Raw genomic sequence first — 24,924 nt, 5'->3', positions numbered from 1 at the left:
TATGGGTTTGCGTAAGAATAACCTTAAAGCGGTGCCAGTGCCGGAAGAGCAAAAACCTCTTCATGAGCGCTATCCGGAACTCAATGATGATCATGAGTCCCAACCGCCCACTGTTATCAAAAAAGAAGAGGGCGAAGGCCCTTGGATTGTCAGTTACGCTGACTTGATGACTTTGCTGATGGGTTTCTTTGCGATGATGTATTCGATGTCTAAACCCGACGTTGCAAAATTAGAGCAAGCGAAGAAAGCCAACTCGGAAAGATTCGGCGGCCACTACGAAGAGCCCTACAAAGATTTAGAAAATGCCTTGAAGAAAACTTTGAAAGCCAATGGTCTTGAAAAACAAGTGCAAATTGAATCTGGTTACGATGGCGTGACTATGACTTTCACAGGGACACTGTTCTTTGAGAGTGGTGACTTCCATGTTAAGGAAGAGGCCGTAAATATCGTCAACAAATTGGCTGGCACGATCCAAAAAGATGCCAAAGGCTATAATATCAAAATTGAAGGACATACGGACAGCGCCCCTATCTCCCACCCTATTATCGCAAGTAACTGGGAACTTTCGGGACTTCGTGCCGCTCGTATTGCTCAGCTGTTTGAAACAAATGGATTTGCCAGAAAACAGCTATCCATGATTGGAATGGGCGATACCAAACCGATTGTTCCGAATGAAAACGCCGACGGAACGCCGAACCTGGAAAACCGGTCTAAAAATCGCCGGGTTGTGATCAAGGTCTTTAAAGAAATAACTGAATAAAAAAGCCCGGTGATGAACCGGGCTTTTTCATTTTATCAATTAGTAAACTTCGTTTTCCCAAATAAGATTCACGATGAAAGAAATTGCCGACAAGTGGCAGTAGGCTGTTGAAGAGATAGCCATCGTTCCACCATTTAGGTCATGATGTGCCTGGCAACGTTCTTCCATAGTTTTCAACAAGTCTGTATCGGCTTTTGGCGCCTTAAATTTTACCAAATCCTTTTCACACACAGCATACGCATTGAATGCCGTTGTACTGTCAAGGCTCGAGCCCCAAGCACAAGCCTGCGCCAATTCTTTTGCTTCATAGCAGTTCGCAGACTTTGAAATCAATTCTTGAAATATCTCCGGTTGATTCGAGATATCGTTCCCTTGAGCATCCGTGCACTCGCGTGCCATTGCCAATGGAGCTGCTGCCAAAACCAAAACTGCGATAATTGCTTTCATAGAGTTCATGAGTGATTCCTTATTAAAAAGTAGTTAGTTCGTTACCGGAACGTATATGCCCGGTCTCTTTCGCTCTGTATAATAGAACGATTCGAATTCATCCTTCGAAATTTTAGAACCCGTCCATTCCGGCAGATCTTTGTATTCATTGCCGCATTAACTCTTGCTTCGCCTCACTCCCTCAGTAAACATAGGGATAACGGAGGCTCCGCACCCCTATGAAGTATCTTTTGTTATGTTCTGCATTTATAACGTCGACTGCTTTCGCTAAAAATTCCGTCAGCTTTCAAAAATATTTCGCGGTTATTACAGTTGAAGATGGATCATCTGATAACGACGCCTCGGTTTTGTTTGATGCCATCCACTCCCCTGCTGTTTTAGAAGGTGAAGTTGAAATCAAACGCGCTCGATTTAAAGAGGAATCCACGGAGTTGTTCAATTTAGAATGTCGTCGCGTTCACGGCGGGAGTACTTGCCAAATGGTCGTTCCCGAAAGTGACAGTGCGATTTTGGATCCATCCACACAAAACTTAAAAGCCGTCGCGGTAAAGTGGAATGCTCACAAATGCACAAAACTATTTAACGTAGCCGACGAATATGGACGGATCTTTAATTCTCAAGACAGGAAAGTGATGATTCGCGCGACTAAGGGCGCTGACGGCTACTATAATTCATTTGTGATCGTGTATCACGGCTCTTAGTTTCAATTCGAGAAGTCCACGGTCCTTCAACATTTCCTCCGTATTCTATATCCATACGGAGGTATGATATGTGCGATCACGCACCCAAGTTCAATGGAATGCAAAGACGCCAACTTTTAGTGGCGCTATTAGGAACCGGAGCAACGATGCTGCTCGCTGGATGCAGTCAAACGGGGTTTAGTCCTGTCACGTCTTCCTCGTCAGAGGGCACGGATTCAAGTGACGGCAGTGATACGACGGGTGGATCTTGCGTGCAAAGTGCGACAGAAACCAACGGACCATTTCCCGCCGATGGCTCAAACACCGCAGGCGATGGAACCGCCACCCGCCTCGATAAAGTCTATACGGGCTCTCCGATCGTGCGCAGGGACATTGCAGAAAATTTTTCGGGAGTGCCTCTGACTTTAAATATCTCGTTGCAAAATGTGCGTAACAGCTGCGCGACGATTCCTAATTATTATATTTATATCTGGCACTGCACTCCAACAGGTCAGTATTCAGCTTATACAGCTTCGAATAATGGTGGTTCGCACTCAAGCTCAGAAACTTATTTTCGTGGAATTCAACAAACCGATTCAAATGGCGAGGTGACCTTCACCACGATTTATCCCGGTTGGTACACGGGGCGTGCGATTCATATTCATGCCGAAGTTTATGCAGGACTTGATGACGCCTCCCCCATTAAAATCACCCAGTTCGCATTTCCGATGAGCACTAATAAAGCGGTCGCCGCGCAAACGACCTATGGTTATAAAGGAACTTCCGGTATGATGGATAATTCTTCGGATGGAATCTTTAGCGACGGCACCAGCACGGAAATGCTCACGGTCATATCTAACGCGTCAACCGGCGGTTACACTGCCTCAATTGCAGTCAGAGTTTCTGTTTAGACGCCATTTCCCTAACAAACGCAGCGAAAATCCCACCTGCCACACTGCCTCCTCCCCTCCTCCTCTTGACCGAGGGGGAGGCAAGGTCTAGCCTCGAGCCATTACTTTACTTTAACTTAATGCGGTGCTTCTGCAGAAACTGGCAGCACCTTTCGGAGGAAATTATGGCTGAATATATCAATCCAGATTACGTTCCAGAACCAGAGAAAATGAACGTAAAAAAAGGTCTTGATGGCGTGGTAATGGATACGTCTTCTGTATCTAAAGTGAACCCACACACAAACTCTTTGATCTACCGCGGTTACCCAGTTCAAGACTTGGCTGAAAACTGCTCTTTCGAAGAAGTTGCATACCTAATGTACAATGGCGAGTTGCCAAACAAGGCTCAACTTGCAGACTTCACCAAAAAAGAACGCGCAAACCGCGATATCACTGCGACTTTGTTGAACGTGATCAAATCACTTCCACAAAAATGTCACCCGATGGATTCCATCCGTACGGCCGTTTCTTTCATGGGTGCTGAAGACGCTCGTATCTGGGATTCTTCTCCAGCGACAAACTTAGACAAAGCGATGATGTTGTTGGCAAAAATCCCAACAGCTGTTGCTGCTGACTACCGCTTCAAAAAAGGTTTGGATTTCATTCCTCCAAAAGCTGATTTGACGATGGCTGAAAACTTCTTCCACATGTGCTTTGGTAAAGTACCTCAAAAAGAAGTTGTAAAAGCCTTCGACGTTTCTTTGATCCTTTACGCTGAACACAGCTTCAATGCTTCTACATTCACAGCACGTGTTGTGACTTCAACTCAATCTGATATCTACTCTGCAACTGTTGCAGGTATCGGCGCGTTGAAAGGTCCTTTGCACGGTGGCGCGAATGAAATGGTTATGCACATGATGAAAGAGATCGCTGATCCAGCTAAAGCTGAACAGTGGATGATCGATGCATTGGCACAAAAGAAAAAAGTAATGGGCTTCGGTCACCGCGTTTACCGCTCTGGCGACTCTCGCGTACCAACGATGAAAAAATATGCACAAGTTATGGCTGACGTAACTGGCGAACAAAAATGGATGCAAATGTACACTGCTCTAGAAAAAGTAATGGTAGAGAAAAAGAAAATCTACCCGAACTTGGACTTCCCAGCAGGTCCTGCATACTACATGATGGGCTTCGAGATCGACTTCTTCACACCGATCTTCGTAATGGCAAGAACAACTGGCTGGTCCGCTCACATCATGGAACAAGCCGCTGACAACAGAATCATCCGTCCTCTATCTGAGTACGTAGGTGCTGAACAACGTAAAGTTGTACCTTTGTCAGAAAGAAACTAGTTTCTAAAATTCTTAGTTCTCTATGGCAAAAAAGCCCACTCGAAAGAGTGGGCTTTTTTTTTACAAAATCAAAGAAAACCTAAATCCCGTTTTGAATTTGCCAAGCGCAGCTGACTCGGATTCGGCGGGCTCATACCTACTACGCAGCGACCTCCGTGGGCGCCACGATGGCGCGCACTCGCCAAAGGCGAGCCACGGCTGAGCCTGGACGGCGTGTCGCGGAGAAGTGGGTGTGAGACCGACGGAGCCGAGGCAGATGCGCTTGGAAAATTCAAATCCGGTGACTTCAAAATTGTCCTTTGAATTATGTAAAAGGAAAAGACCATTGCAAAATGTTGTGACGTTTCAAATCATTGTGACGAACTTTTAGTCTTACTAAACTTCTAAGAAAGAAGCGCTCTATTTACGGTAGTTTAGTGCGTGGCATGAAAATGAGTGGAGCGTTTGAAGAAAATTTCACACCGAATTTGTTGCGATGTTTTTTAGATAGGTTCAGCATGCTTTTTAGATAGCTGTTTTGAACTTTGTTTAATTTGTTTTGGAGGTATTTAATGAAAGTATTGAAAGCAACTTTGGCTCTAGCATCTGTATTGGCATTCTCTTCAGCTTACGCTGTTGAATCTGCTGCTCCAGCTTCTTCTCAACCTTCTGTTGAAGGCTCTTCTATGAACAGCCAGACTGTTCAACAACATTCTGAAATCAAAAAAGATAGCAAAGGTGTTATCAAGAAAAAGAAATCTACTATTGAAGAGCTAAACACTCAGCAAGCTCTTCCTGAATCTCAACAACCTGCTGCAGGCAAATAGTTGAGTTGGTTGGAGTCTCGTTTCGCAGTTATCGCGGGACTCCAACACTTTTTATTGCTCGGTGTAGAATAGAATTTCGCCTTCGCGAATGATTTTACCCAGCTCTCCCGATTCATCTTGGCTGCGGCAACCTTGGACTTCGTTCACCTGCCCATTTTTTTCCATGCGGATATTGAATGGTGATTTACACTCTTCCGAGCCAGCTTTTGTTTTCTTATAGCTTTCGGCAAATTCGTAAATACGATTCGCAATGGAAATATATTTGTCGCGAGCGATCTTCCGGTCTTCGATCACTTTTTCGTTCACTGCACTTTTGGCGCTAAAGTCAGCATCATTCACGGACTGAAGCTGAAACAAATAGGCGTTGTGGCGCAAAGAATAATTAATACTTATTGTGTTCTTGGGAACAACCTGAACGCCGGGCGGAATAAAAGTTTCTTCCTTAGTGGGCTTTGTCGCACAGGCAGCAAGCATGGCCGCTGACAAGCATAAGATCGAATTTGAAAGCCATTGTGATTTCATCGTTGTGGCCCTTTCAACTTAGGTGGCTCGAATCTGCAATAGGGTTTCACAGTTCCAGAGTTTGCACACTGCAATTCTTTTCTTAACAAAGTGTTTTTAGAGAATATTGATTTCACGCGAATGACATCTGTTGGATAGTATTCCAAATTTACTTTCTCAAATCCTGAAGAGTCGTCGCACAGGTCCCGAACGGAATTGATCGCGGCCCGGGTCTTTTCTTCAAGTGTATACTTTGTTTGCGTGCGCAGGAATCTGGCTAAAATTTCTGAGCCCACCCAATCGGCAAATACTTCAGAGGTTTTATCTTTGTTGCCACATTGAGCTTCTTCTTTTTTGATCCACTGACTATCCACAAAGCATTGTACCAGTTCGTTGTAGACGGCTTGATTCAAATTCTCTCCCTGAATACCGCAAGGGTCGATGGAGTGAGCCAGCTCATGGGCCATTGTAAAGATGATGCTAAATTCAGAAGACGTATTTAAAACATAGGCTCCACCGACACGCACGCGGTGAATCTGGCCATCATGACTGCGTTCGTAATAAATTTCGCTCTTAGTGTAAAGATCTGTCGCATCCGAGTATGTGGTGCGATCTTCAGGTAGTTCCAATTTAACCGCGGAAATACGCTCGATCAGCGTCGCCTTATCAACATCGGAAAATGTTTTGGAACTTTGCTGTTTGATATACTCAATCATCTGCGTACGCACGAGCTCAAAGATCCGGTGCAGTTTCTCTTTGCGTTCCGGAGTATAAATGCGCGTAACGAGTTCGTCTTCAATCTGCTCTGTCGTCCAACCAGGATTTGTTCGCACGATTCGACGCAAGACACGCAGCGCACGAATTTCACCGCGATAATCCAGGGACGTCTCCCCCGTAGGATCCGCTACGGCATTGCCTTTACAGATGGAGTCATAGCTTTTTTCGCAAAAAAGATCGTTGGTTTTGACGACCGGTTGAGATTCGGAGGCTGGTTTTTTTTCGATATGAGATGAGGATTTTTCAGTAACCGGGGCCGCTGACAACATGGGGCCTTGCCTCAGGAAAAACCCCAAAGCGGCGGTGCCCAATACGATGCCAATAGGAAGGAGATACCGTCTCATCCTCATATAAAAATGGTAGCAAAAAGAGCCATTTCTGCATACGAGAAAGGGCTCTTTTTCATGGGACGGTGGTTAAACTGATATTAAGTCCCAATTAATTAATATGACTCATTATCTCTCTGATGAACCTATGAAGCTTTTACCAGCACGGGTTTTCTCATCAGCACTGGTAATTTCGAGCTCACATTTTCTTTCACCTGCAACTGAGGTGCTTTTCCGTTCAAGATCTCTTCAAGCTCACTGACCACATCTTGTAAACGCACCGCTTGCCCCGAGAGTTCCTGGGCAGAGGCAGCGACTTCTTCGGAAGCAGCCGAGTTCATTTGGGTCGAGGTGTCCAGTTGATTCATGGCTTTATTAATCTGCCCGACGCCTTGAGCTTGCTCGTTACTAGCCTGTGCCACCTCGTGACTCATTTCTGCAACCTTATGAATGGTTTGATTGATATTAGTAAAGACCTGACCACTCACTTCTGCAGATTTAGCCCCCAATTGAATTTTTTCTGTACTCTGATGAATAAGCTCTGCAATTTCTTTCGCAGCGTTCACGCTGTCTTGAGAAAGCTTGCGAACAGCTTCAGCCACCGCAGAAAATCCACGACCATGTTCCCCGGCTCTGGCAGCTTCTATCGTGGCATTCAACGAAAGAATATTTGTTTGAAAGGCGATATCGTCAATCATCGCAATGATGTCGTTGATCTGTTTTGACGAAGCCTCGATGTCTTTCATAGCCTTGATTAAATTTTGAATCTCGGCATGTCCCTGCTCGGCCTGACGAACGGCTTCCTCCGCAAATTCCGCAGCTTTATGACCGCTTTCAGAATTAATCTGCACCATGGAGTTCACTTCTTCCAACGATGCGACGGTTTCTTCGATAGAGGCCGCGGACTCAGTGGAGCCTTGGGCCACCTGCTCGCTGGTCGCAAACAATTCTTTGCTGGAGTGAAACATATTGGACGAGTTTTCGGCCAAGGTTTTCACAGCCGTCGTCAACTGACGATTTAATCCGTAAATCACCCAACCTGAAAATCCTAACGTAAGTGCCAGACCCACTAGCCCGACCCAGTCGATGATTTGCTCTTTATGATGGATCAATTCAGCATCCATTTTAGAATCATTTAACATCAGTTGCAGACGCAAATTTGACAGGTCTTGTAGCTTTGCTGACATTTGCGAAGCCAAGGGACGATATTGATTCTCTAAAACATCATGGCTTTGCTCGGCCTGACCCGATCTGATTTTTTCGATCGCTAGTTGGGCCGCCGGTTTAGCTTGGGCCCAGAGCTTGGTGATCTCGTCAAAGATTTGTGCCGTGCTGCCACCGTGTGGAACTTTATTATACTCAGCCATCGCATTATCAAAAGCCTCGATTGCTCCGAGGGCTTTGATCACTTCAGTATGAGTTTCTTCAGCATTCTTAGAGATCACGGCATTTAAAACATATCTTTGCAAAGTTTCAGATTCTTTCGCCATGCGCCCGGTGTATGTGATCGAAGGACCACGAACGAGATTCGCCTGATTCAGACTTTTTTGAAGAGCGGCGATCCCGCCATCAGCTTGATAATAAAGAATGGCAGTTACCACAAATGGGAAAGCTGCTAACAGAACTAATTTGCCACGAATACCCTTGAACCAACGTACAGAAAACATAAAAACCTCCGCGTATGAAACTACTTTGCCGCCAAATTATGGAGGCAAAGTGGAATCTGCAGAGGTTCTCAGATCGAGAACACGAATGTTTATTTTAGCGCCAATTGGATACTTTTTGAGTCAAAACGCTGACGGACTTTATTATACTCTGCCAGAACTGTTTTAAATTCTGAGGCAAACTTAGGAGTGCCCATGGTTTCTTGGATGGCCTCTTTTGAAACAGGCAATGACAGAATATAGTCGCTGCGACGAACCAAGTTTTGAAATTCAAACTCACTGACGCGGTCGAATTTTTTATACTGAGTGTGTTTATCAAAAAGCGTCGCCATGATTTGCAAATGACTTTTCAGATCTTTGGAAAATGTTTTCTGTAATGCCGACTCATTGATATTGCGTTTCCATTTTTGGATATAGCTAAAACCAGCGGCATTCATCAAGGGCTCTAGTTGAGAGTCAAGATTTTCAGCGGAGGCTGTTGCTGCATACAAATCACTGACAACTTCGCGTTGCCAGTCTTTGCTTACAGGGGAGACCTTTTGCGGCTGTCTCATTCTGATAAGAGCCTTTTTATTTGCAGCCTGAGCCGCAGATGCACCGATAAAAAGCGTCAGAACCACCATTACAACAACTTTGAACTTGGACAACATCACAGCATACCCTTTCATTCGTACTCAACGAGTATCTAAGGGTATCTAATTCAAGGGTTGTGCCCAATCCCAGAATGAGACGGTCCTCTATTCTTCGATATGATCCCAAAGCTTAAACTCACGGGAGCCGAAAGCGTGTGGCAGATTGAAAAGAGCTTGAGTCCACGTGACCGCTTCTTGCGCTGTGGTTTCGACATTCTGATTCATGATCTGCGTGATGGGAACATCTACCCTCCGGTTGAAATCTGGAACCTCTTCGTTTTTACCGTGAATGACGATAAAGCCCCGACATAAATTTGTTAGCTCCAGAGCCTTTGCCATGTATTCGGCACCGACACTGATACCCAGGGCGACTATCTTTTCGGGATTCACGATACTGTGTTCTTTTAAAAATTGAAGAGCCGCAACGATGTCGGCAATTCGCTTCGTCGGAGACTCCCAGGACATGGGCGCTTCCTGATCATCATTGTAAAAGGCATGATCTAAAACCATGCACACGACGCCTTCGTCACTGATAGCTCGGGCTAATTTGTCAGAGATTTGAGAAGCGCCTCCGGTCATGGCGCCTTCGACTAAGAAGGCGGCCAGAGGCTCTTCGTGAGAATTGTTGTCTGGAATATAAAGACCTGCTTCCAACAATCGATCCTCGGCATTGAAGGTGACTGAGATTTTCATAAAAACCTCCCTCACCCCTGATATTAATCCCACGACAAGATGAAAGAGGTCTATCCCCTGTAGGTTTACAGCATTGTCTCGAGATTCTGGACCAATGTTATTTCAAATCACTTTTCGCACGGCGGTTTTCTAGCAATCTTTTAACAATCAACTCGCGTAAAGTGTTAAGGCTATTGGTCATGCGATCAGTTTCATCAAAGAATAATCCATAACGATCTTGTTCTGCGCGCATCTTTTCCAATTCAACATTGGCGGCACGGAGATCCGGGTATTCATTGTTGGAAACGTCCTGACCACGCAAGGCACGCGACAAATTATCCAAGGTACTTTCAATTTTTTCCGCATAAGTTTTAAAAATCTTTTGCTGTTCGGAATCCAAAGCAAAGGGAGAAGCGGATTCTAAAGCGACAAGGGCATGGGCGAATCGATTTCCTGCGGCCGTGACTCCGGCCAAGAACTCCCGATCCACAGTGGTGGATCCACGCTCCCGCAAATATCTGTCTTGAGATGCCATGTAATTGGCGCGGGCGACACGGGATTGTTGACGAAGTTGATCACGCTCAGTGACGCTGGCAGGCGTTTCCCCCGTACTTAAAGTGGCAATAGAATGAAAAGACCGCCGATAAGTTTCAAGCATTCTCGCGACCACTTCAGAAAGTTGAGTTTTCTCCCACGTGGGCCAAAGCATATAAGCAAACATTGCCAGCGCCCCACCCAAAAAAGTATTCACACCACGGGCCCAGATCACATCCTTAGGTGGAACTCCCGTCATCGCCACCAGGATGACCACCAAGGCACTCACTGAGACGGCAAAAATTCCGTAGTTGGCTTGCCCCACCCATCTCATCAAAAATCCAAAGACCACCATCAATGCAATCGCCCAATAATGGCCCTCGGGCATCACATGAAAAAGAGCTGTTGCGAGCAACAATCCCAGCACGGTCCCACCGATACGCAAAAGACCGCGATTAAAGGTTGACGCATAATCTGATTTCAAAACGATCGCAACCGTCATGGGTACCCAGTAACTGCGATCCACTGACATCTGATGTCCGATTATTTCTCCCACGGCGATACAGATCGCCATCCTAAGGGCATGGCGAAATCCCGGGGATTGAAAAGTAAAATTCGCTCTTAAAGTCGCCCACACCCCACGAAAGCGAAATCTCCAGTGGCGTGCATTTTCATTGCGTTGGGACTCGATCATCCCCGCTTCTGTGGTGCGGGTCGCAAGTTCGATCACCGCACGGGATTGTCCGACGATGGATTCCATTTGGCGAAGAGCATCGCTTAGGACCGCACGCATGAATACGGATTGATTGCTATAGTCGTTGTCGCGAACTTTTGCTGTATCTGCTTCGAGGGATTTTAAATTCTCCCGGGCCTCTTGCATCTGTTCTTCATCCCGAATGATGACCGACACCTTTTGCAACAGACTTTTTTCGACGGCTAAGAAATCCGCAATGATCTCAATCGACGGATTTCCGGGATTTTCCCTTTCGATACGATTTTTCAATCGTCCTAAAGACAAAATTCCCAAACGCAACCGCTCCCCTTGAGTTAATAACGAGCGATAGCGACGACCTTCGGGTCTGGAATCTTGAGAGATCGCGCCCAAATTAATTTGCGTGTGAATACTTTGCGCACTGCCACCGGGAACTTCTTCAGGCTTAAACTGCAAATCACAAAGCGTTGAAAGATCGACAAAGAAATTTGCCAGGGCTCGACGTTCAGGCCGATAACGACGAAACGGCCAAAGCATCAACGCCAGCAACGCCTGAATCCCCGCTCCTAAAAGTGCAAACAGACTTAAATGAAAAGCTTGCGCGGGATCCATCGGATGCGCACCAAAAACGACGAAGGTTGCAATGGCGACGGTTCCTAAATCCGCAAGAACAGTATCTAAAACTATCAAGTACCCCGAGGCGAATGCCAGCAATGTGACTAAAACCAAGGAGACTAAAAAATTTCCTGCAGAAACTGATGCCAGAAAAACTAGAAGAACGGTGACGATGGCTGCTCTTGCCATACGTTTTGCGCGAAAAGCATAGGCATCAGAGTTATCAGAAAAACACGCATTCAAAGCCCCCAGCACCACGATCATTCCAATGGTGTTGGAATTCAGCCACACTCCCACCAGCATCGAAAGACCGATTGCAATGGCGCCACGCGCCGCAACCCAGATATCCAAGCGTGAACGATCAAAACTAAAAAGCGGACCCCAGAAAGAGGTTTTGGAAGGAACGAATGCCATAGCCCCATGCTACTCCCTTAAGAGAGCGAGACAAGCTTCGACTTGAGGGTTTTGAGATATTAAATGTGAATCCTATTTCTGACAAAGTTCGATAGAATGACCGTCGGGATCCAAAATAATGGCCTTTTTTCCGTCGGGCATTTCAGTTGGATCTAAGATCAGCAAACTGCCAGGCACTTTTGCTAAATCAGCAACCGTATTTTCCAGCTCTGTAATTTGAAATCCCAATTGAAGACTGGGAACCTGAGCTTTCTGTGCGGTTGGCAACGAATAAAGGGAGAACTCCACCCCATCGTGCAGAGCACGGTAAACTTCACTCCCCTTATCCACCCGCACCATTTGGAATTTAAAGCCGACACGGCTATAAAATTCCAGCATGTTCTGTAGCTGGCCAGTGTTAATTGTGATAGAAGAGATTACCAAACTCATTGTTCTATTATCAGAAGCGAGGACTCATGAAACAAGAGAAAATTTATCTTAAGGACTATAAAGCCCCAGCTTTTTCAGTGGAGTCAGTCCACCTCGACTTCATCTTGAATGAGGACTTTTGTCGAGTTATCGCTAAATCGAAAATCAAAACTCTTACGAAGGGTGTTCCCCTTCAGCTGAATGGTGAAGAGTTGAAACTTGTCAGCGTGAAAATCAACGACAAGGTTCTTTCAGCGAACGAATATCAACTAACGGATGAAGAAATGATCATCCCTTCTGTTCCTGCTGAGTTTACGTTGGAAATTGAAACTCAATTGGAGCCGCAAAACAACACGTCCCTTGAAGGTCTTTATAAATCTAACGGCATCTTCTGTACTCAGTGTGAAGCACAAGGCTTCCGTAAGATCACTTGGTTCTTGGATCGTCCTGACGTGATGACGTCCTACACGGTGACGATCGAAGCAGATAAAGCAAAATACCCCGTCCTCCTTTCCAACGGTGATCGTATGAAAGTAGAAGACTTGGGCAATGGCCGTCACAAAGCTTACTGGCGCGATCCACATAAAAAACCTTGTTATCTGTTTGCATTGGTTGCCGGTGACTTGGGCGTGATTCGCGATACGTTCACGACATCTTCTGGTCGCAAAGTGAATTTAGAAGTTTATGCTGCTCACGGAAAACAAGAACGTTGCTGGCATGCGCTTGAGTCATTGCAAAAATCCATGAAATGGGATGAAGAAGTTTTTGGTCGTGAGTATGACTTAAATGAATACATGATCGTCGCGATTGATGATTTCAATGCGGGTGCGATGGAGAATAAGGGTTTGAATATCTTTAACTCCCGACTGGTATTGGCTGATACAAATTCTGCGACTGATTCAGACTTCCATGCGATTGAATCCGTGGTCGCTCACGAATACTTCCATAACTGGACCGGAAACCGCGTCACTTTGCGTGACTGGTTCCAACTTTCTTTAAAGGAAGGTTTGACTGTTTTCCGCGATCAGGAATTCTCCGCTGATATGACGGACCGTGGAGTGCAACGTATCGAAGACGTGGATTCTTTGCGTGCAGGCCAATTCGCCGAAGATGCGGGCCCGAATGCTCACCCGGTTCGTCCAGAATCCTGCATGGCAGTTGATAACTTCTTTACGATGACGATCTATGAGAAAGGCTCTGAGCTGATTCGTATGATGCAAACCATTGTGGGCCGTAAAGGTTTCCGCAAAGGGATGGATGAATATTTCAAACGTCATGATGGTCAAGCCGTGACGACGGAAGATTTCGCTGCGGCGATTTCGGAACCAAATGGCAAAGACTTCACTCAGTTTAAACGTTGGTACAACCAATCAGGAACTCCTGTGGTGGCGATCCAGGAACGTTTTGACGACAAAGCTGGTGAGTATCATTTAACTCTTGAGCAATCCTGCCCGCCGACACCGAATCAACCGACGAAAGAGCCTTTCCACATTCCATTGATGATGGGTCTTTTGGATAAATCTGGTAAAGAGTTGGCTTTGAACTGCGAAAAGATCGAGAAAAACTCAGACGGCCAACACGTGATCGAACTTAAAAACCAAAAAGAGACGTATGTGTTCAAAGGATTGAAAGAGCGTCCAGTGCTTTCTATCTTGCGTGAGTTCTCCGCTCCCGTGAATTTGAACTGGGAAGCGTCTGAGGAAGATCTTTACTTCTTGATGGAAAAAGACACGGACTCTTTCAATCGTCGCGAGATCACGCAAAAACTTGCGATGCGTTTGATGTCTGATTTGATTAAACAAGCTCGCCAAGGCAAAGAATTAAAAGTCGATGCCCGCTTTATCAATGCGATGACGACCGTGATGACAGATTCAAATATGGATTCAGCATTTAAAGCAAAAATGCTTCAAATGCCAAGCCTTGCAGTTCTTGCGCAAATGGAACCCGTTTTGGATCCGGTGGCTTTCGATAAAGCTCGCACGACTTTGCGCAAAGAGATCGCGAAAGCGAATCGGGATAATTTGCTGGCCACTTACAATAAGTACCACGGCGTGGAAGCGAAAAGCCGCAGCACAAAAGTGTTCGGCCAGCGCTTATTGAAAAACCAGGCTTTGCATTACTTGGCTGATTTGCATGAACCAGCCATTTACGACATCGTTGCAAAACAATACTGGGAAGCACAAAATATGACTGACCGTATGACGGCGTTGATGATTTTGGCAGATTCTGAAAGCTCTCACCGTGAGAAAGTGCTGGCTGATTTCCACACGAATTGGAAGGACGATTCTGTTGTAATCAATAAGTGGTTCACAGTTCAGGCCTTGGCTCACCGTCCACAGATTTTGGACGAGATCAAAGCTTTGACTAAAAACCCAACGTTCAACATCAACAACCCGAACAACGTGTACTCGCTTCTTCGTGCGTTCACGACGAACCTTGTCAGCTTCAATAACGAAAAAGCTTACGAGTTCATCGCGGATAAGATCATCGAAATCGATCCTAAGAATCCGCAAGTGGCAGCTCGCTTGTGTTCGGCTTTCAACTTTGTGGCGAAACTAGAGCCACAATTGAAAGACCTGGCAATGAAACAAATCCGTCGCATGGTGGACGTTCCGGGACTGTCTAAAAACTCCCGCGAACTTTTGCAATCCGCCCTCCAATAGGTACGGACTTACCTAAAAAGGTACGGCCTTAAAAAGGTACGGCCTTACTTAAATGAATCATTCAAAATAAAAAACCACGGTGCTGAGCCGTGGTTTTTTTATTTTCAAGTTGGTAGGTCATTTCGCATAGGTAAGTCCGTACCTTTTCAGGTAAGGCCGTACCTTTTAGTTGAAGACCTTTTTGCAGGTGCCGGCGCCAATGTACAAAGCTTTGCTGCCGATTTCGAACTGGAATTTTCCGCTGCTTAGTTCGGCTTCAGTGGCGTTAATGACTGTGGATCTTGTGAACGCCGTTTTGCCAGATCTCACTGTGATTTTTAATTTTGCGGAGCTTTCTTCCAGGTCGGCGTCACTCCACTCTTGTTTCAGATTCTTTAAAGGGATTCTGTACGTGCCGACTTTAGCAAGCGTCAACTTACCGCCACCTCGGCTTTCAGAGCCGAAATTTGCTGTACCCAGGCCGTCCCATGCAAGGACCTCACGAGCCAGCGCTCGCTTCAGATCTTGGGCTTTCGAAATATTTCTTTGATGTTCAGTAAGATCCGCTTGCGAAGACATACCTGACTTCACCGCCATCGCTTCATTTTCGTGGCGGATATAGGAATCAAGTTCAGCAATTTGCTTTTGGTTTTCTCTGTGCTTAACCATGTTTTCATCGACGATGGGACTCTCCGGGACGACATCGATCGTGACTCTGACGTCTGTCGCCTCTATGGCATTTAAACTTAAGCGCAGCTCCCCGTTTTCGATACGCGCTTCCATTGCCGCGAATGAGATGTGGGGAACTGTTAAAACCAATAAAGCACACAGAAGCTTATTCACTTAAAAAACCCTCTCAAATGTTAATCAGTTCGAATCTATGACTAACAGAGCAAATGCTCTGCCAACATTTGAAGGAATACTTGGGATTTAAAACGAATAAGGGGTGTTCTTGTGAAACACCCCTGTCAAAGTTCCGTTAATTGTCAGTACCTTAAAACCAAATTTGGGCTATTTAAGACGGCAGTGATGAAGGAACTCTTCACGGGTCTCAGGTAATGTTTTAAAGTGACCACGTACATCGGATGTCGCAGTCGTACTGTGAGTGTCGTCGATTCCTCTCATCATCACGCAATAGTGTTTCGCGTTGATGTGAACGGCCACATGATCTGTATCCAAAACATATTGCAAGCAATCGGCGATTTGTTTCGTCAAACGCTCCTGCACCTGGGGACGGCGCGCGAAATACTGAACGATGCGATTGATTTTAGAAAGACCAATCACTTTTTTGTACGGGATGTAGGCCACGGTGGCAAAACCATCGATCGGCAACAAGTGGTGTTCACAGAAAGACAGACATTCAATGTTTTGCACCACGATCATTTGATCGTAATTCATCTTGTTGTCGATCACTGTCATCTTAGGGAATTTATGCGGATCAAGCCCCCCGAAGACTTCGTTCACGTACATCTTAGCGACACGTTTTGGAGTGTCAGCCAAGCTGTCATCGGTTAAGTCCAAGCCTAGCACTTCAAGAATTTCTGTGAACTTTTCAGTGATTTTTTCGATTTTTTCTTCGTTGCTAAGACCGTTATCGATCATTGGCGTAGGACGAACATTGTCCAAAATATCCTTGGTGCTTAGGACTTGTTCGATTTCAGAATCGACAACTTTTTTAAGACCTTTTTTACCAGCACCCTGCTTAGTGATTTTTTTTGGTTTTGCTTTTGCTTTACTCACGGTGGTTCCTATCTTGATGAAATTCTTATGCCCTAAAACAGGCCCTCAAGGAAGGGAAAGCTTAAACACTTTGCAAATTTTGACTGCTAAGCCACTGGCGCATCAGCTCTTGCTCATGGTCAGAGGTATCAACGAAATGGACTCGGATTTCACTATGGCCAACAGCTATGATTTTAGCCTGACAAAGGATGCCGTCGATATCAGGGACCTCCACAGAGACCCGCTGGCCGACCTTAAACTTCTCACGAGCCTGGGATACGGCGATGCGAGCTCCTGTGTAAGACAAATCCAGGGTTTTGCATTGATCCTTGCCCCCCAAAACAACCGGGATCCCCACGTAATAGCGGTGCGCAGTTTGCCCCAACCAGTGCTGGCGGCGGTCCAAATCCGGCGATCTGGCAAAATACAACCAGGCAATTCCGGCAACGACAACGGAGCTCACGATTTTAAAAACGAAAGCTTCCGTTTCAAGTTCGGGTTCTTGGAAGAACATCAAATGAGAAAGATTGATCGCGATAAAAAGAGCGCACAGAACCAGGCCCACCAGCCACAAGAGCTTGTGACGAATCAAGAAACTGATTCCCGCCGCAAAAACCACCAGCCAACCAATGATTTCGAGGGGTACAGTGGAACCGGTATGCATGGTGGTGAAATCCATCACTGGAATCACCATTAAAATAAATGCCGCTGGCACAATCACCCAGGGACCGTGTGTTATTCCCACTGTTTTTCTCATAGAAAACTTATCGGCATCACGAATGTGGGAATACAGTTTTTTTGTTGCTTCCCCGGCTGTTCTAAATAGACTGTTTAACTGTGAGACATCTAATCAAAATACCATTTCTTATTGGCGCATTCCTAGTTTCAAAACAAGCCGCGGCCTATCCTGATTTTATCGGATACGGTTATTCCTCTTGCATTACTTGCCACTATAACGGCTTGGGCGGAGGCGCCTTGAATGACTACGGGCGAGCGCTTTTTGCGACGGAAATCACCTCGCGCTCGGTCTTCCCTGCTTCTATGGATGAAGAAGCCATCGGCGAAAGCTCGGGCTTTTTGATCACAAAACCTCTGCCTTGGTATTTCCGTCCCGGCATCAAATATCGTGGTCTTTATTTCCAGCAAAATCCCAATGGTTCAAATGAAGTGAACAAATGGGTGAACATGCAGCGTGATTTCAATCTGAATTTCTTCTTTGATAAAAAGCAGAACTTGGCCTTGATCACCACGGCATCCTATGCGGATTTCGATATTCCTGAAACGACGATTGATAAGTGGACTGTTTATGCCAAGGAATTTTATTTGCGCTTTAAGCAAAGCAATAACCTGTGGTGGTATGCCGGCCAAATGGATAAGGGCTATGGCATTCGCAACGTCGATCACACAGCTGTGAATCGCTTCCCCGCTACCGATGTAGGCTTAAACCAGTATGGTCAATCTTTAGGTGTGATCGCGCACTTCACTTATCCAACCTGGGACATTGCTGTGAATCCGTTCTTTGGAAATGTCTATACGGTGACTGAGAAACGTCAAAAAGGTGTCTCGGTTGTGGGCGAGTATCAAGTTTATGAAAAATTCAAAGTCGGCGGCTCTGTTTTAGCTTCAGAATCTGACGACACTCGCTGGCGCTTAGCGGGTGCGACGGCTCGCTGGGGACTTTCCAAAGGAAGTTCGCTATTGGCAGAGGCCGGCCTGAGAGAGCAAACACGCAAAGGTTCGAACTCTGACCCCGTGCTGGGATCTTATGCTTGGATACAATCCATGGTCGCCATCGCTCGAGGGTATAATATCTTAACGACGATTGAACAATCCCGCGAAGACATTCAGGCATCCTCTGCAGAAAACTTGAAATACAGTTTTGGGCTTTTGGCATTTCCACTCCCCCGCACTGAATTTCGCTTTGGGTTTTCAAATGGAAAAACGAATCTGGATGGCACCGGTGTGGATGATTCCTGGGCGCTGCAAACGCAAGTGCACTTATCTTATTAGGAGCGCAAATGGGTAAAATGAAAATTTCAATCTTGCTATGCCTTTTATTGACAAGTCCTTTTGCTGGCGCTCAACAACGTAAATCGATTATTAAACCGCGTGAACCAGCACAAGTCCCTGCGCAGACGACGACACCCGGCACAGCAACACCAACTGCAAATGGATCTGCTACTACGCCGACCCTGAATTCGACTGCTACACCTATACCTGCTCCCGCAACGACAACAGCGATTGAAGGTACAACAACATTTGAAGACAGCGCTGAAGCACCAACGGAGGAAGCAACGGTCATCAATCCCGACGCAGATGCCGACCCGAATAAGGTTGGGGTTACGACGGCTCGCCCACGAGGCATGCGCCTTCCAGTGCAATCGGTGTCTTCTTGGGCTGCAGGTGTGACCACACTTCAGTGGAACGAAATCCTGACGGTTTCTCAGCTGGGTACGACGACAAAATCCAATATGAACTTTAACGGTGTGGGTTTAGTTTTGCAGAAAGAAACGTACTATCTGCAATGGGGTTGGAATGTCGGTGGGATGCTGGCAGCAGGCCGAGCCAACAGCGGTCCTTTTGCTAACGACGTGAAAATTGAGCGCCAAGGTTTTACGATGTTAGCTTTAACACCGCGTATGTTCTGGCGCATTACGAACAGTGTGAATATTGGTGGGACAGCGATGATTTACATTCGCAATATAGATATACCTAGTGGTAATGGCGTCGATATGACTGCAGGTCGAAAAAACAATGCGGGCTTTTTGGCGGATATAAATCTAAGAATTTTTAAGACGTGGGATTTTTATCAAGCAATAGGCCCCATCAATGATGGAGCCTATCTTTGGAAAGTCGGCGTTAATTACCGCTTTTAAAACTATTTTTTAGCTGCTTTAGGTGCTGCTGCTGCGGCACCTACTGGCACTTCAACGTGAACCTTCACGTCGTCTTCCGTACCTACACCCATGTAGTTCACATCTTTGATACCGATCTCAGACGCTTTAACTACGAATTCAGCTTTCAACAATCCGCCTTCAACTTTGTAAGTACCATCAACATTCACAGGCTTGTCTTTGATTTTGATTGTCGCTTTACCTTTGCCACCTTTACCAGTAGCGGTCACCAAAGTTGCAGTTGGGTATTTATCTGTCTCAAGATATTTTTGAGTGTGCTTGTCGCGAAGATCAACGCCCGTTTTCAAGCTCTTCATGTTAACGACGATGTTTTGTGCTGATACTTCATCGCCTTTAACTTGTGCTGTCCCTTTGATTTGGTTCGTTTTTGCTTTGAAATCCCCCATCGGATTCAAAGTCACATCAAACACGACAGACTGTGCGAACGCACTCGATACACCTAAAGTTACCACTGCTGCTGCAATAACCAATTTCATCAGTTTCTCCCATGGTTTTATTTACTGAATGTTGGATATCCAATCATACACAGCTTGCAACTGAGATGCACTCACTGTTGTACCATTGTCTGGCATATTTTTTGTGCCCCCACCCTGAGAACCTTTCATTCTAAAATAAAGTGATGAACTTAAAGGTTGGCCTGCCTTAACAAATCCCCGAGTGATCATACTTGCTGCGGTCATATTTGAGAAATCTCCACGAGTCGAGCCCGCTCCATGGCAACTTAAACATGAGGAATCAATAACCGCTTTCGCAGCTGCCAATTTTGTATCCACAGTCGATCCGGTCGAGCCGCTGGAGTCGGCAAAAACAGCCGGGTCAAATATCACCTGGCTCACAGAATTTGTCGTACCGATATAACGAGAAAGCGAATTGAGTTGTGCATTATTGAGACGGTCATTAAAGAACATGTACTCGTAAACCATCCCCCCGGTCGTACCAGCCACCAAGGTCTTGGTTACGAAAGAAAACTCCTGGGGACTTCCGGTCTTGGTGATCGTCATCGTTTGAACAATCCCATTTACCAACAACGAAAAATCATCCGGCTGAGCACCCGCACGCAGGGCGATAACCATGCGAGTCCCCGTCGAAGGAAGATTCACCATCGCCTGAGCACTGTTGCCCGCAGAAAAAATACGACTGACCGTGATCTTGCCACTGGCTACGGAGACTGCCGTCTCTTCGGCATTGGCACTTCCCGAATAGGCCGTAAAAATCTTGCCTGTCATTGCGCGATCTACAGCAAACACGTAACTGAGTTTATCAGCACCCGTATAGGCTTTATCGACTTTACTGGGCTGCCCTTGTTGATACCAACGCACCAAGGGTCCACGGGCTGGGTCTGTTAAGACTGGCAGCTCTTGAGAATCCAGGTAATTTTGTCCACTCGCCAATGAAGCTGATTCAAGAATCGCCTGTTGCACCGTAAAGTCACTGCAGTTTTGAAACGAAAAAACCAGCAAGGGCAATCCCAGGATTGGAACCCATTTTAATTTTCCAGTAATCATAACTGCTCCCATCCACTGGATTCACAGATCGCGAGAATCAAATATCTCCAGCGATCCACTCCAGCAATCGAAGGATTTTTTTCGTACATCATGCGATCTGAAGCCACCAGGCCCTGAATAAGTCCCGGGTCTGCATCATCGCCTCGATAAAACATACCGAATGCCAGTTCGATGGAAGTTGCTGTCGGAGCAGACCCCACAACACTGACTTTGCTGACGAAATTATTCACGAAAGTATTATTAGATAAAGCACTTTGACAGGCCTGCGACTTAAATGCCGCTCGCAAGGTGTTTGTGCCCGTGTTCATTGGCGCCAGAATAGTTCCATTGCAATCATTGACTCCGGTTTTAATATCACAGGGATATCCGAACGCGGAAGTTTTGTTCGTGAACCATTGATTGGTGATATTTGTTAACGCTGTTTTTTCAGCCGCTGTTGATGACGACGTCAAAAATACATCGTTAAACAGATTCGTCATATAAACGCGGTTCACCAGCAAAGGAGATTGTGTGGAAGCAGCTGCCACCGCATTCCCCGGATGTTCAGAACCCATGCTATAATCCAAGTCGCCCGACATCGAAGAAAGCTCAAAAGGTTGAGCACAGTTTTGGAATGCTTGAGTGAGTATCAACCCGATTGTCAAACCTGCAACTGTAAGCGTGATACGTTTATTCATCATCGCCACCTAGACAACCTTCGGCATACCGACCAGGGATGTAATAACCCCCGTGGATTCGTTAAAGGAAATCATTGCTGGAGCTGTGTTCTCCCACGGATTCGATTCAATACGCATCAGGCGTGACAAAGTCGACGTCGCAGAAGCCGTTGAAGGAACACCACTTAAATATCCACTGATCGCAGCACCATAACCATTGGTTCCATTACCGGCATTTTGACGTAAATTACCGATCACATAAGGACCGTTTTTAATCGCACCTGAAAAGGCACTCGTCACCATGCAAGGATAACCATGTCCTGATGACTGGCCGCTGATCGCCGCGTTTCGCGCAAACTCTGCAGAGACCTGAATCACGGATTCAGACCACATATTCGCACCCGTAGAGGCTCTGCGCACTGTTTGCAGACGATCCCGCATTTCCAAAATGCCCGCCAAAATTCCTGAATAGAAGTTATGAGTTAAAAGCAACGCCGTATATGCCCCCGTGTTGCCATCCATATCCGTGTGCGAGAACGCCAGGTTCCCGCCATTCACAAAAAGATTATTCACGTCGTCGCCCGCAATATAACTTGTGCGGATACGAACGTTGTTGAAATTGCTGGTTCCAACTGAAACCGAGGCTGTGAGCTCTTTCGTCAGGCAATACTCTGCCAAGGCCAATTGCTGATAGAAATCATTGTAAGTCAAAGCTGAGGTCATTTCACGCATATCAAAATCTGGAGCCAGCGTGAAATTTCTTTGTAAGTTAAATCCACCACTGTTCACGAAACCAAAAATACCAAACTGTCCTGCAGGTCCCGCCAAAGATGATGGCGTGACAGGCGCTTCAGAGATGCCGGAAACTCCCGACATACGAGCCGTCCCCTCCACCGCATTTTTATAACGATTCACAGCTGCATCCCAGAAACCATCGATATCACTGATACCTTGTTTCATTTTTGCAGAAGCATTTTCTAAATTTTTGTTTAACGTGTCAGCACCCAGGCGGTTGGAACGCGCGTAGGCCTTTAGATAGGACATCGCATTTTCATAGGCGTTTTTGTAAGCCTCTTTCCCCGCGGTGGTCGTCGCGATTGTTGATGACTGCGCAAAGCCTGCCATTAACTCTCTCACGTATCCGCCGCCAACTTGCGTTCCTGCTTTGTTATGCGAAGATGTAAAGCCCACGTTGTTATTTCCGGTCATCACTCCCGCAAACAGGCGCTCGGAAGAATCCGCAAGCAAGCCATTCAAACTTGGTAAGCCGGATACGGGAACCTGCACCAACAACGCATTGGTATCGTGACCGTCAAAGGCTGAACCAAAGCCGCGCATCACCAACATGTTATTCAACGCATCCGAAGCATTGCGTGAGCCCCCTTGGCCATTTTTAATCGGCAAAGAGAAAATATGGGGCACATTCAGACCATTGTATTTAAAAGTTTTGTAGGCAAGCCCCGCGACTTTACCGCCACTGAAATTAAACGCCGTCGAAACATAGGGATTTGCGACAATGTTATCACCATCATAAATTTTAACCCACTGGTCAAAGGAGTAACGCATCGGTCCCCCATTGATCCAGATGTTTAACAAAAAGCGTGGATCCGCTTGGCCCGTCAGGGCTTCAGCTCGGGCCTGCTGAATAAAACCAGCACCAATTTTCATCGCCAGCGATTCTAAGATGGAAGCTGATAAAACAGTTCCTCCCAGAATCATCCCCTGTTTTAAGAACTCACGACGATTTGAACTCATTCATTCCCCCGAGGATCAAAGGTGGCTTTATTATAGTAATTCGAGCGCAGTATCGATTCGACAAGCTTGGTTAAAGACTGCGTTTGTGAAAGCTCTTTTCCTAAAGTCTCTACAAACTTGCGGTCTTCAACGTCTCGTTCAGTCAATGCTTTGTTGAGTGGCGCATTCGCCGGGTCCGTTCGGTCATACAAAGACACATCAATACCCGTGAAATAGCGGAAATATTTTTTAGCCGCGCACTGATAGTATTCTGGAAGCTCGGTCAAGCGTGCACCCATCTCTTCAACGTTTGCGACATCGCGATTGATCAATGTTCCATTCGAGTAGGAACGAATCATTAATTTTCCTGTAGGATTCTGACGATGGTAACCGGGAACGCTTGTGGCTGACCAGGAGTGTGCAACAGTCGCTCCCACGGTGAAATTACCCACCATGATGGATTTTTGCACATTGCCTTTCGCCGTTTCAGCGACCACCCAGTTGCGCGCCGTTGAAGCGAACTGATCCATCGAAGCATGACAAGTGATGCAACTGCCAGCGCGACGGAAAGGAACATCGGAACTGCTGGCGATGTAGGCCTGAATATCACTTTCTCGTAAAGCCGGAAGAGAGAAACAAAGCAGGTTTTCTAATGTGGTCTTAGCCCATTTCCGTGGCAGCTTTAAAGCACCATCAAAAACCTGGCCTTTGCTGTGCCCCACGTTTAATAAGAAGTATGCCTGCTGACCTAAGATGCCTCCACCCAAGGCGCGGTGAAGATCTATACCCGTCTGACCATCCAGTTGCGAAGCTAAGCCTACGTTCGGTACAGAATAATTCGCAAGAATCAAAGCGGATGATCCCGGAACGATTCCAGAAATAAGTCCTGTTCCCGAATAGGGAGCTGGGACCACGGACGTCGAAGAAACGTTTCCTGCGGCATCGGTTTGGGCCAAAGCAAAAGTTCCTGGAGTTCCACGGATCGGCGCATATTTAACCGTCCCGCGAAGAACATTTGAATAAAGTAAGTCCGAAAAAAGCGCTCTCGTCAGCGTCAAAGCTGGCGTCGACATTTCGATGAAATCATTTGTGTTGCTGTCGAATTCGTTTTGATAGCCAGAGATTTGATCCTGGTTGGCTGTCGGAAACCAGGTGCGGTGAAATTGATAGAAGTTATTGAGGACTCTGACACTCTCGGTGTCGTTGACGGCCAACGCTCCACTGCTTGCAAGCTTGCCTTTATTTAAAAGCGCAATGCAGGCATCAATAGCTTTGGTCTTGCCGGCTTTGATACTCGCCAAGACAGTGCTATTCGTTGGGACAGGGAGTCCTGTAAGCTGAGCATAGCAACGGGAATAAATCGCTTTTTCTGAAAGCGCGTGTGCTGAATGAGAATATGCAATGACAGCCATAAGCGCCATTGACCCCAGAGTTGACTTCATTTTTCCCCCGCTTTTAGTTTCGGTTACATTGAGATTTTTTGTATATATTTTTGCGATTTTCTCAAAGTGAGACGCACAAATGAAGTTAGTCCAGCTGATTAAGATTTTCCCAAATTGTGTC

General features: G+C 46.2%; 24 protein-coding genes. 8 read left to right on the top strand and 16 right to left on the bottom strand.

What is annotated here, in order from left to right:
* Position 1 precedes the first annotated feature (1 nt).
* Positions 2–760 (top strand): flagellar motor protein MotB, encoded by a 759-nt coding sequence (locus tag ACLSU7_RS18460; RefSeq protein ID WP_413293368.1) that lies wholly within the window; start codon positions 2–4, stop codon positions 758–760.
* 39 nt (positions 761–799) lie between these two features.
* Here the strand turns inward: ACLSU7_RS18460 and ACLSU7_RS18455 are convergent, their stop codons facing one another.
* Positions 800–1,216, bottom strand: a complete 417-nt coding sequence (locus ACLSU7_RS18455; protein WP_413293367.1) for a hypothetical protein — start codon at positions 1,214–1,216, stop codon at positions 800–802.
* A 209-nt stretch (positions 1,217–1,425) separates the two neighbouring features.
* On the opposite strand from ACLSU7_RS18455, the gene ACLSU7_RS18450 reads away from it, so the two are divergent.
* The 4 genes from ACLSU7_RS18450 to ACLSU7_RS18435 all read left to right on the top strand — a co-directional run bounded on the left by ACLSU7_RS18450 (position 1,426) and on the right by ACLSU7_RS18435 (position 4,935).
* Positions 1,426–1,908 carry a hypothetical protein gene (locus ACLSU7_RS18450; RefSeq protein WP_413293366.1) on the top strand — a complete coding sequence of 161 codons (483 nt, stop codon included), beginning with the start codon at positions 1,426–1,428 and terminating at the stop codon, positions 1,906–1,908.
* A 68-nt stretch (positions 1,909–1,976) separates the two neighbouring features.
* Positions 1,977–2,798, top strand: a complete 822-nt coding sequence (locus ACLSU7_RS18445; protein WP_413293365.1) for a hypothetical protein — start codon at positions 1,977–1,979, stop codon at positions 2,796–2,798.
* A gap of 164 nt (positions 2,799–2,962) precedes the next feature.
* On the top strand, positions 2,963–4,129 hold the full coding sequence (locus ACLSU7_RS18440; RefSeq protein ID WP_413293364.1) for a bifunctional 2-methylcitrate synthase/citrate synthase: 1,167 nt from the start codon (positions 2,963–2,965) through the stop codon (positions 4,127–4,129).
* 551 nt (positions 4,130–4,680) lie between these two features.
* On the top strand, positions 4,681–4,935 hold the full coding sequence (locus ACLSU7_RS18435; protein ID WP_413293363.1) for a hypothetical protein: 255 nt from the start codon (positions 4,681–4,683) through the stop codon (positions 4,933–4,935).
* A gap of 51 nt (positions 4,936–4,986) precedes the next feature.
* Here ACLSU7_RS18435 and ACLSU7_RS18430 read toward each other — a convergent pair whose 3' ends face one another.
* From ACLSU7_RS18430 to ACLSU7_RS18400, 7 genes are all read right to left on the bottom strand, one after another.
* Positions 4,987–5,457 (bottom strand): hypothetical protein, encoded by a 471-nt coding sequence (locus ACLSU7_RS18430; RefSeq protein WP_413293362.1) that lies wholly within the window; start codon positions 5,455–5,457, stop codon positions 4,987–4,989.
* Positions 5,454–6,557 carry a hypothetical protein gene (locus ACLSU7_RS18425; protein ID WP_413293361.1) on the bottom strand — a complete coding sequence of 368 codons (1,104 nt, stop codon included), beginning with the start codon at positions 6,555–6,557 and terminating at the stop codon, positions 5,454–5,456. Before ACLSU7_RS18425 ends, ACLSU7_RS18430 begins: the two co-directional genes overlap by 4 nt.
* Before the next feature lie 128 nt (positions 6,558–6,685).
* Positions 6,686–8,206 (bottom strand): methyl-accepting chemotaxis protein, encoded by a 1,521-nt coding sequence (locus ACLSU7_RS18420; RefSeq protein WP_413293360.1) that lies wholly within the window; start codon positions 8,204–8,206, stop codon positions 6,686–6,688.
* Between the two features lie 89 nt (positions 8,207–8,295).
* Positions 8,296–8,871 carry a hypothetical protein gene (locus ACLSU7_RS18415; protein ID WP_413293359.1) on the bottom strand — a complete coding sequence of 192 codons (576 nt, stop codon included), beginning with the start codon at positions 8,869–8,871 and terminating at the stop codon, positions 8,296–8,298.
* 69 nt (positions 8,872–8,940) lie between these two features.
* Positions 8,941–9,528, bottom strand: a complete 588-nt coding sequence (locus ACLSU7_RS18410; RefSeq protein WP_413293358.1) for an alpha/beta hydrolase family protein — start codon at positions 9,526–9,528, stop codon at positions 8,941–8,943.
* 97 nt (positions 9,529–9,625) lie between these two features.
* A complete protein-coding gene (locus ACLSU7_RS18405; protein ID WP_413293357.1) occupies positions 9,626–11,782 on the bottom strand; it encodes an FUSC family protein in 2,157 nt (718 codons plus the stop codon).
* 72 nt (positions 11,783–11,854) lie between these two features.
* Positions 11,855–12,211, bottom strand: a complete 357-nt coding sequence (locus tag ACLSU7_RS18400) for a VOC family protein (protein ID WP_413293356.1) — start codon at positions 12,209–12,211, stop codon at positions 11,855–11,857.
* Positions 12,212–12,237: 26 nt separating this feature from the next.
* Here ACLSU7_RS18400 and pepN point away from each other — a divergent pair, with 26 nt between their 5' ends.
* Positions 12,238–14,853 carry an aminopeptidase N gene (gene pepN / locus ACLSU7_RS18395; RefSeq protein ID WP_413293355.1) on the top strand — a complete coding sequence of 872 codons (2,616 nt, stop codon included), beginning with the start codon at positions 12,238–12,240 and terminating at the stop codon, positions 14,851–14,853.
* Positions 14,854–15,018: 165 nt separating this feature from the next.
* Here the strand turns inward: pepN and ACLSU7_RS18390 are convergent, their stop codons facing one another.
* The 3 genes from ACLSU7_RS18390 to ACLSU7_RS18380 form a co-directional block, all read right to left on the bottom strand.
* A complete protein-coding gene (locus tag ACLSU7_RS18390; protein ID WP_413293354.1) occupies positions 15,019–15,675 on the bottom strand; it encodes a hypothetical protein in 657 nt (218 codons plus the stop codon).
* Between the two features lie 168 nt (positions 15,676–15,843).
* A complete protein-coding gene (gene folE, locus ACLSU7_RS18385) occupies positions 15,844–16,488 on the bottom strand; it encodes a GTP cyclohydrolase I FolE (protein ID WP_413295438.1) in 645 nt (214 codons plus the stop codon).
* 145 nt (positions 16,489–16,633) lie between these two features.
* Positions 16,634–17,308, bottom strand: a complete 675-nt coding sequence (locus ACLSU7_RS18380) for a PilZ domain-containing protein (RefSeq protein ID WP_413293353.1) — start codon at positions 17,306–17,308, stop codon at positions 16,634–16,636.
* Positions 17,309–17,388: 80 nt separating this feature from the next.
* Between ACLSU7_RS18380 and ACLSU7_RS18375 the strand changes: the two genes are divergently transcribed.
* Both ACLSU7_RS18375 and ACLSU7_RS18370 read left to right on the top strand, forming a co-directional pair.
* On the top strand, positions 17,389–18,561 hold the full coding sequence (locus tag ACLSU7_RS18375) for a hypothetical protein (RefSeq protein ID WP_413293352.1): 1,173 nt from the start codon (positions 17,389–17,391) through the stop codon (positions 18,559–18,561).
* 8 nt (positions 18,562–18,569) lie between these two features.
* Positions 18,570–19,427, top strand: coding sequence for a hypothetical protein (locus ACLSU7_RS18370; protein ID WP_413293351.1), 858 nt, complete (start codon positions 18,570–18,572; stop codon positions 19,425–19,427).
* Positions 19,428–19,429: 2 nt separating this feature from the next.
* Here ACLSU7_RS18370 and ACLSU7_RS18365 read toward each other — a convergent pair whose 3' ends face one another.
* Genes ACLSU7_RS18365 through ACLSU7_RS18345 form a run of 5 tightly spaced genes read right to left on the bottom strand, consistent with a single transcriptional unit; the run spans position 19,430 to position 24,803 of the window.
* On the bottom strand, positions 19,430–19,942 hold the full coding sequence (locus ACLSU7_RS18365; RefSeq protein WP_413293350.1) for a YceI family protein: 513 nt from the start codon (positions 19,940–19,942) through the stop codon (positions 19,430–19,432).
* A gap of 21 nt (positions 19,943–19,963) precedes the next feature.
* Positions 19,964–20,971, bottom strand: a complete 1,008-nt coding sequence (locus ACLSU7_RS18360) for a c-type cytochrome (RefSeq protein WP_413293349.1) — start codon at positions 20,969–20,971, stop codon at positions 19,964–19,966.
* Positions 20,968–21,648 carry a hypothetical protein gene (locus ACLSU7_RS18355; protein ID WP_413293348.1) on the bottom strand — a complete coding sequence of 227 codons (681 nt, stop codon included), beginning with the start codon at positions 21,646–21,648 and terminating at the stop codon, positions 20,968–20,970. The genes ACLSU7_RS18360 and ACLSU7_RS18355 overlap by 4 nt, the downstream gene beginning before the upstream one ends.
* A gap of 9 nt (positions 21,649–21,657) precedes the next feature.
* On the bottom strand, positions 21,658–23,382 hold the full coding sequence (locus tag ACLSU7_RS18350; RefSeq protein WP_413293347.1) for a hypothetical protein: 1,725 nt from the start codon (positions 23,380–23,382) through the stop codon (positions 21,658–21,660).
* Entirely contained in the window at positions 23,379–24,803 is a 1,425-nt protein-coding gene (locus ACLSU7_RS18345; RefSeq protein WP_413293346.1) for a hypothetical protein, read from the bottom strand. Before ACLSU7_RS18345 ends, ACLSU7_RS18350 begins: the two co-directional genes overlap by 4 nt.
* Positions 24,804–24,924 lie beyond the last annotated feature (121 nt).

This window comes from Bdellovibrio sp. HCB185ZH (assembly GCF_047302455.1).
Lineage (GTDB): Bacteria > Bdellovibrionota > Bdellovibrionia > Bdellovibrionales > Bdellovibrionaceae > Bdellovibrio.
Note: the sequence above shows the minus strand (reverse complement) of the source record. Positions and strands in the feature narration are given on the sequence as shown.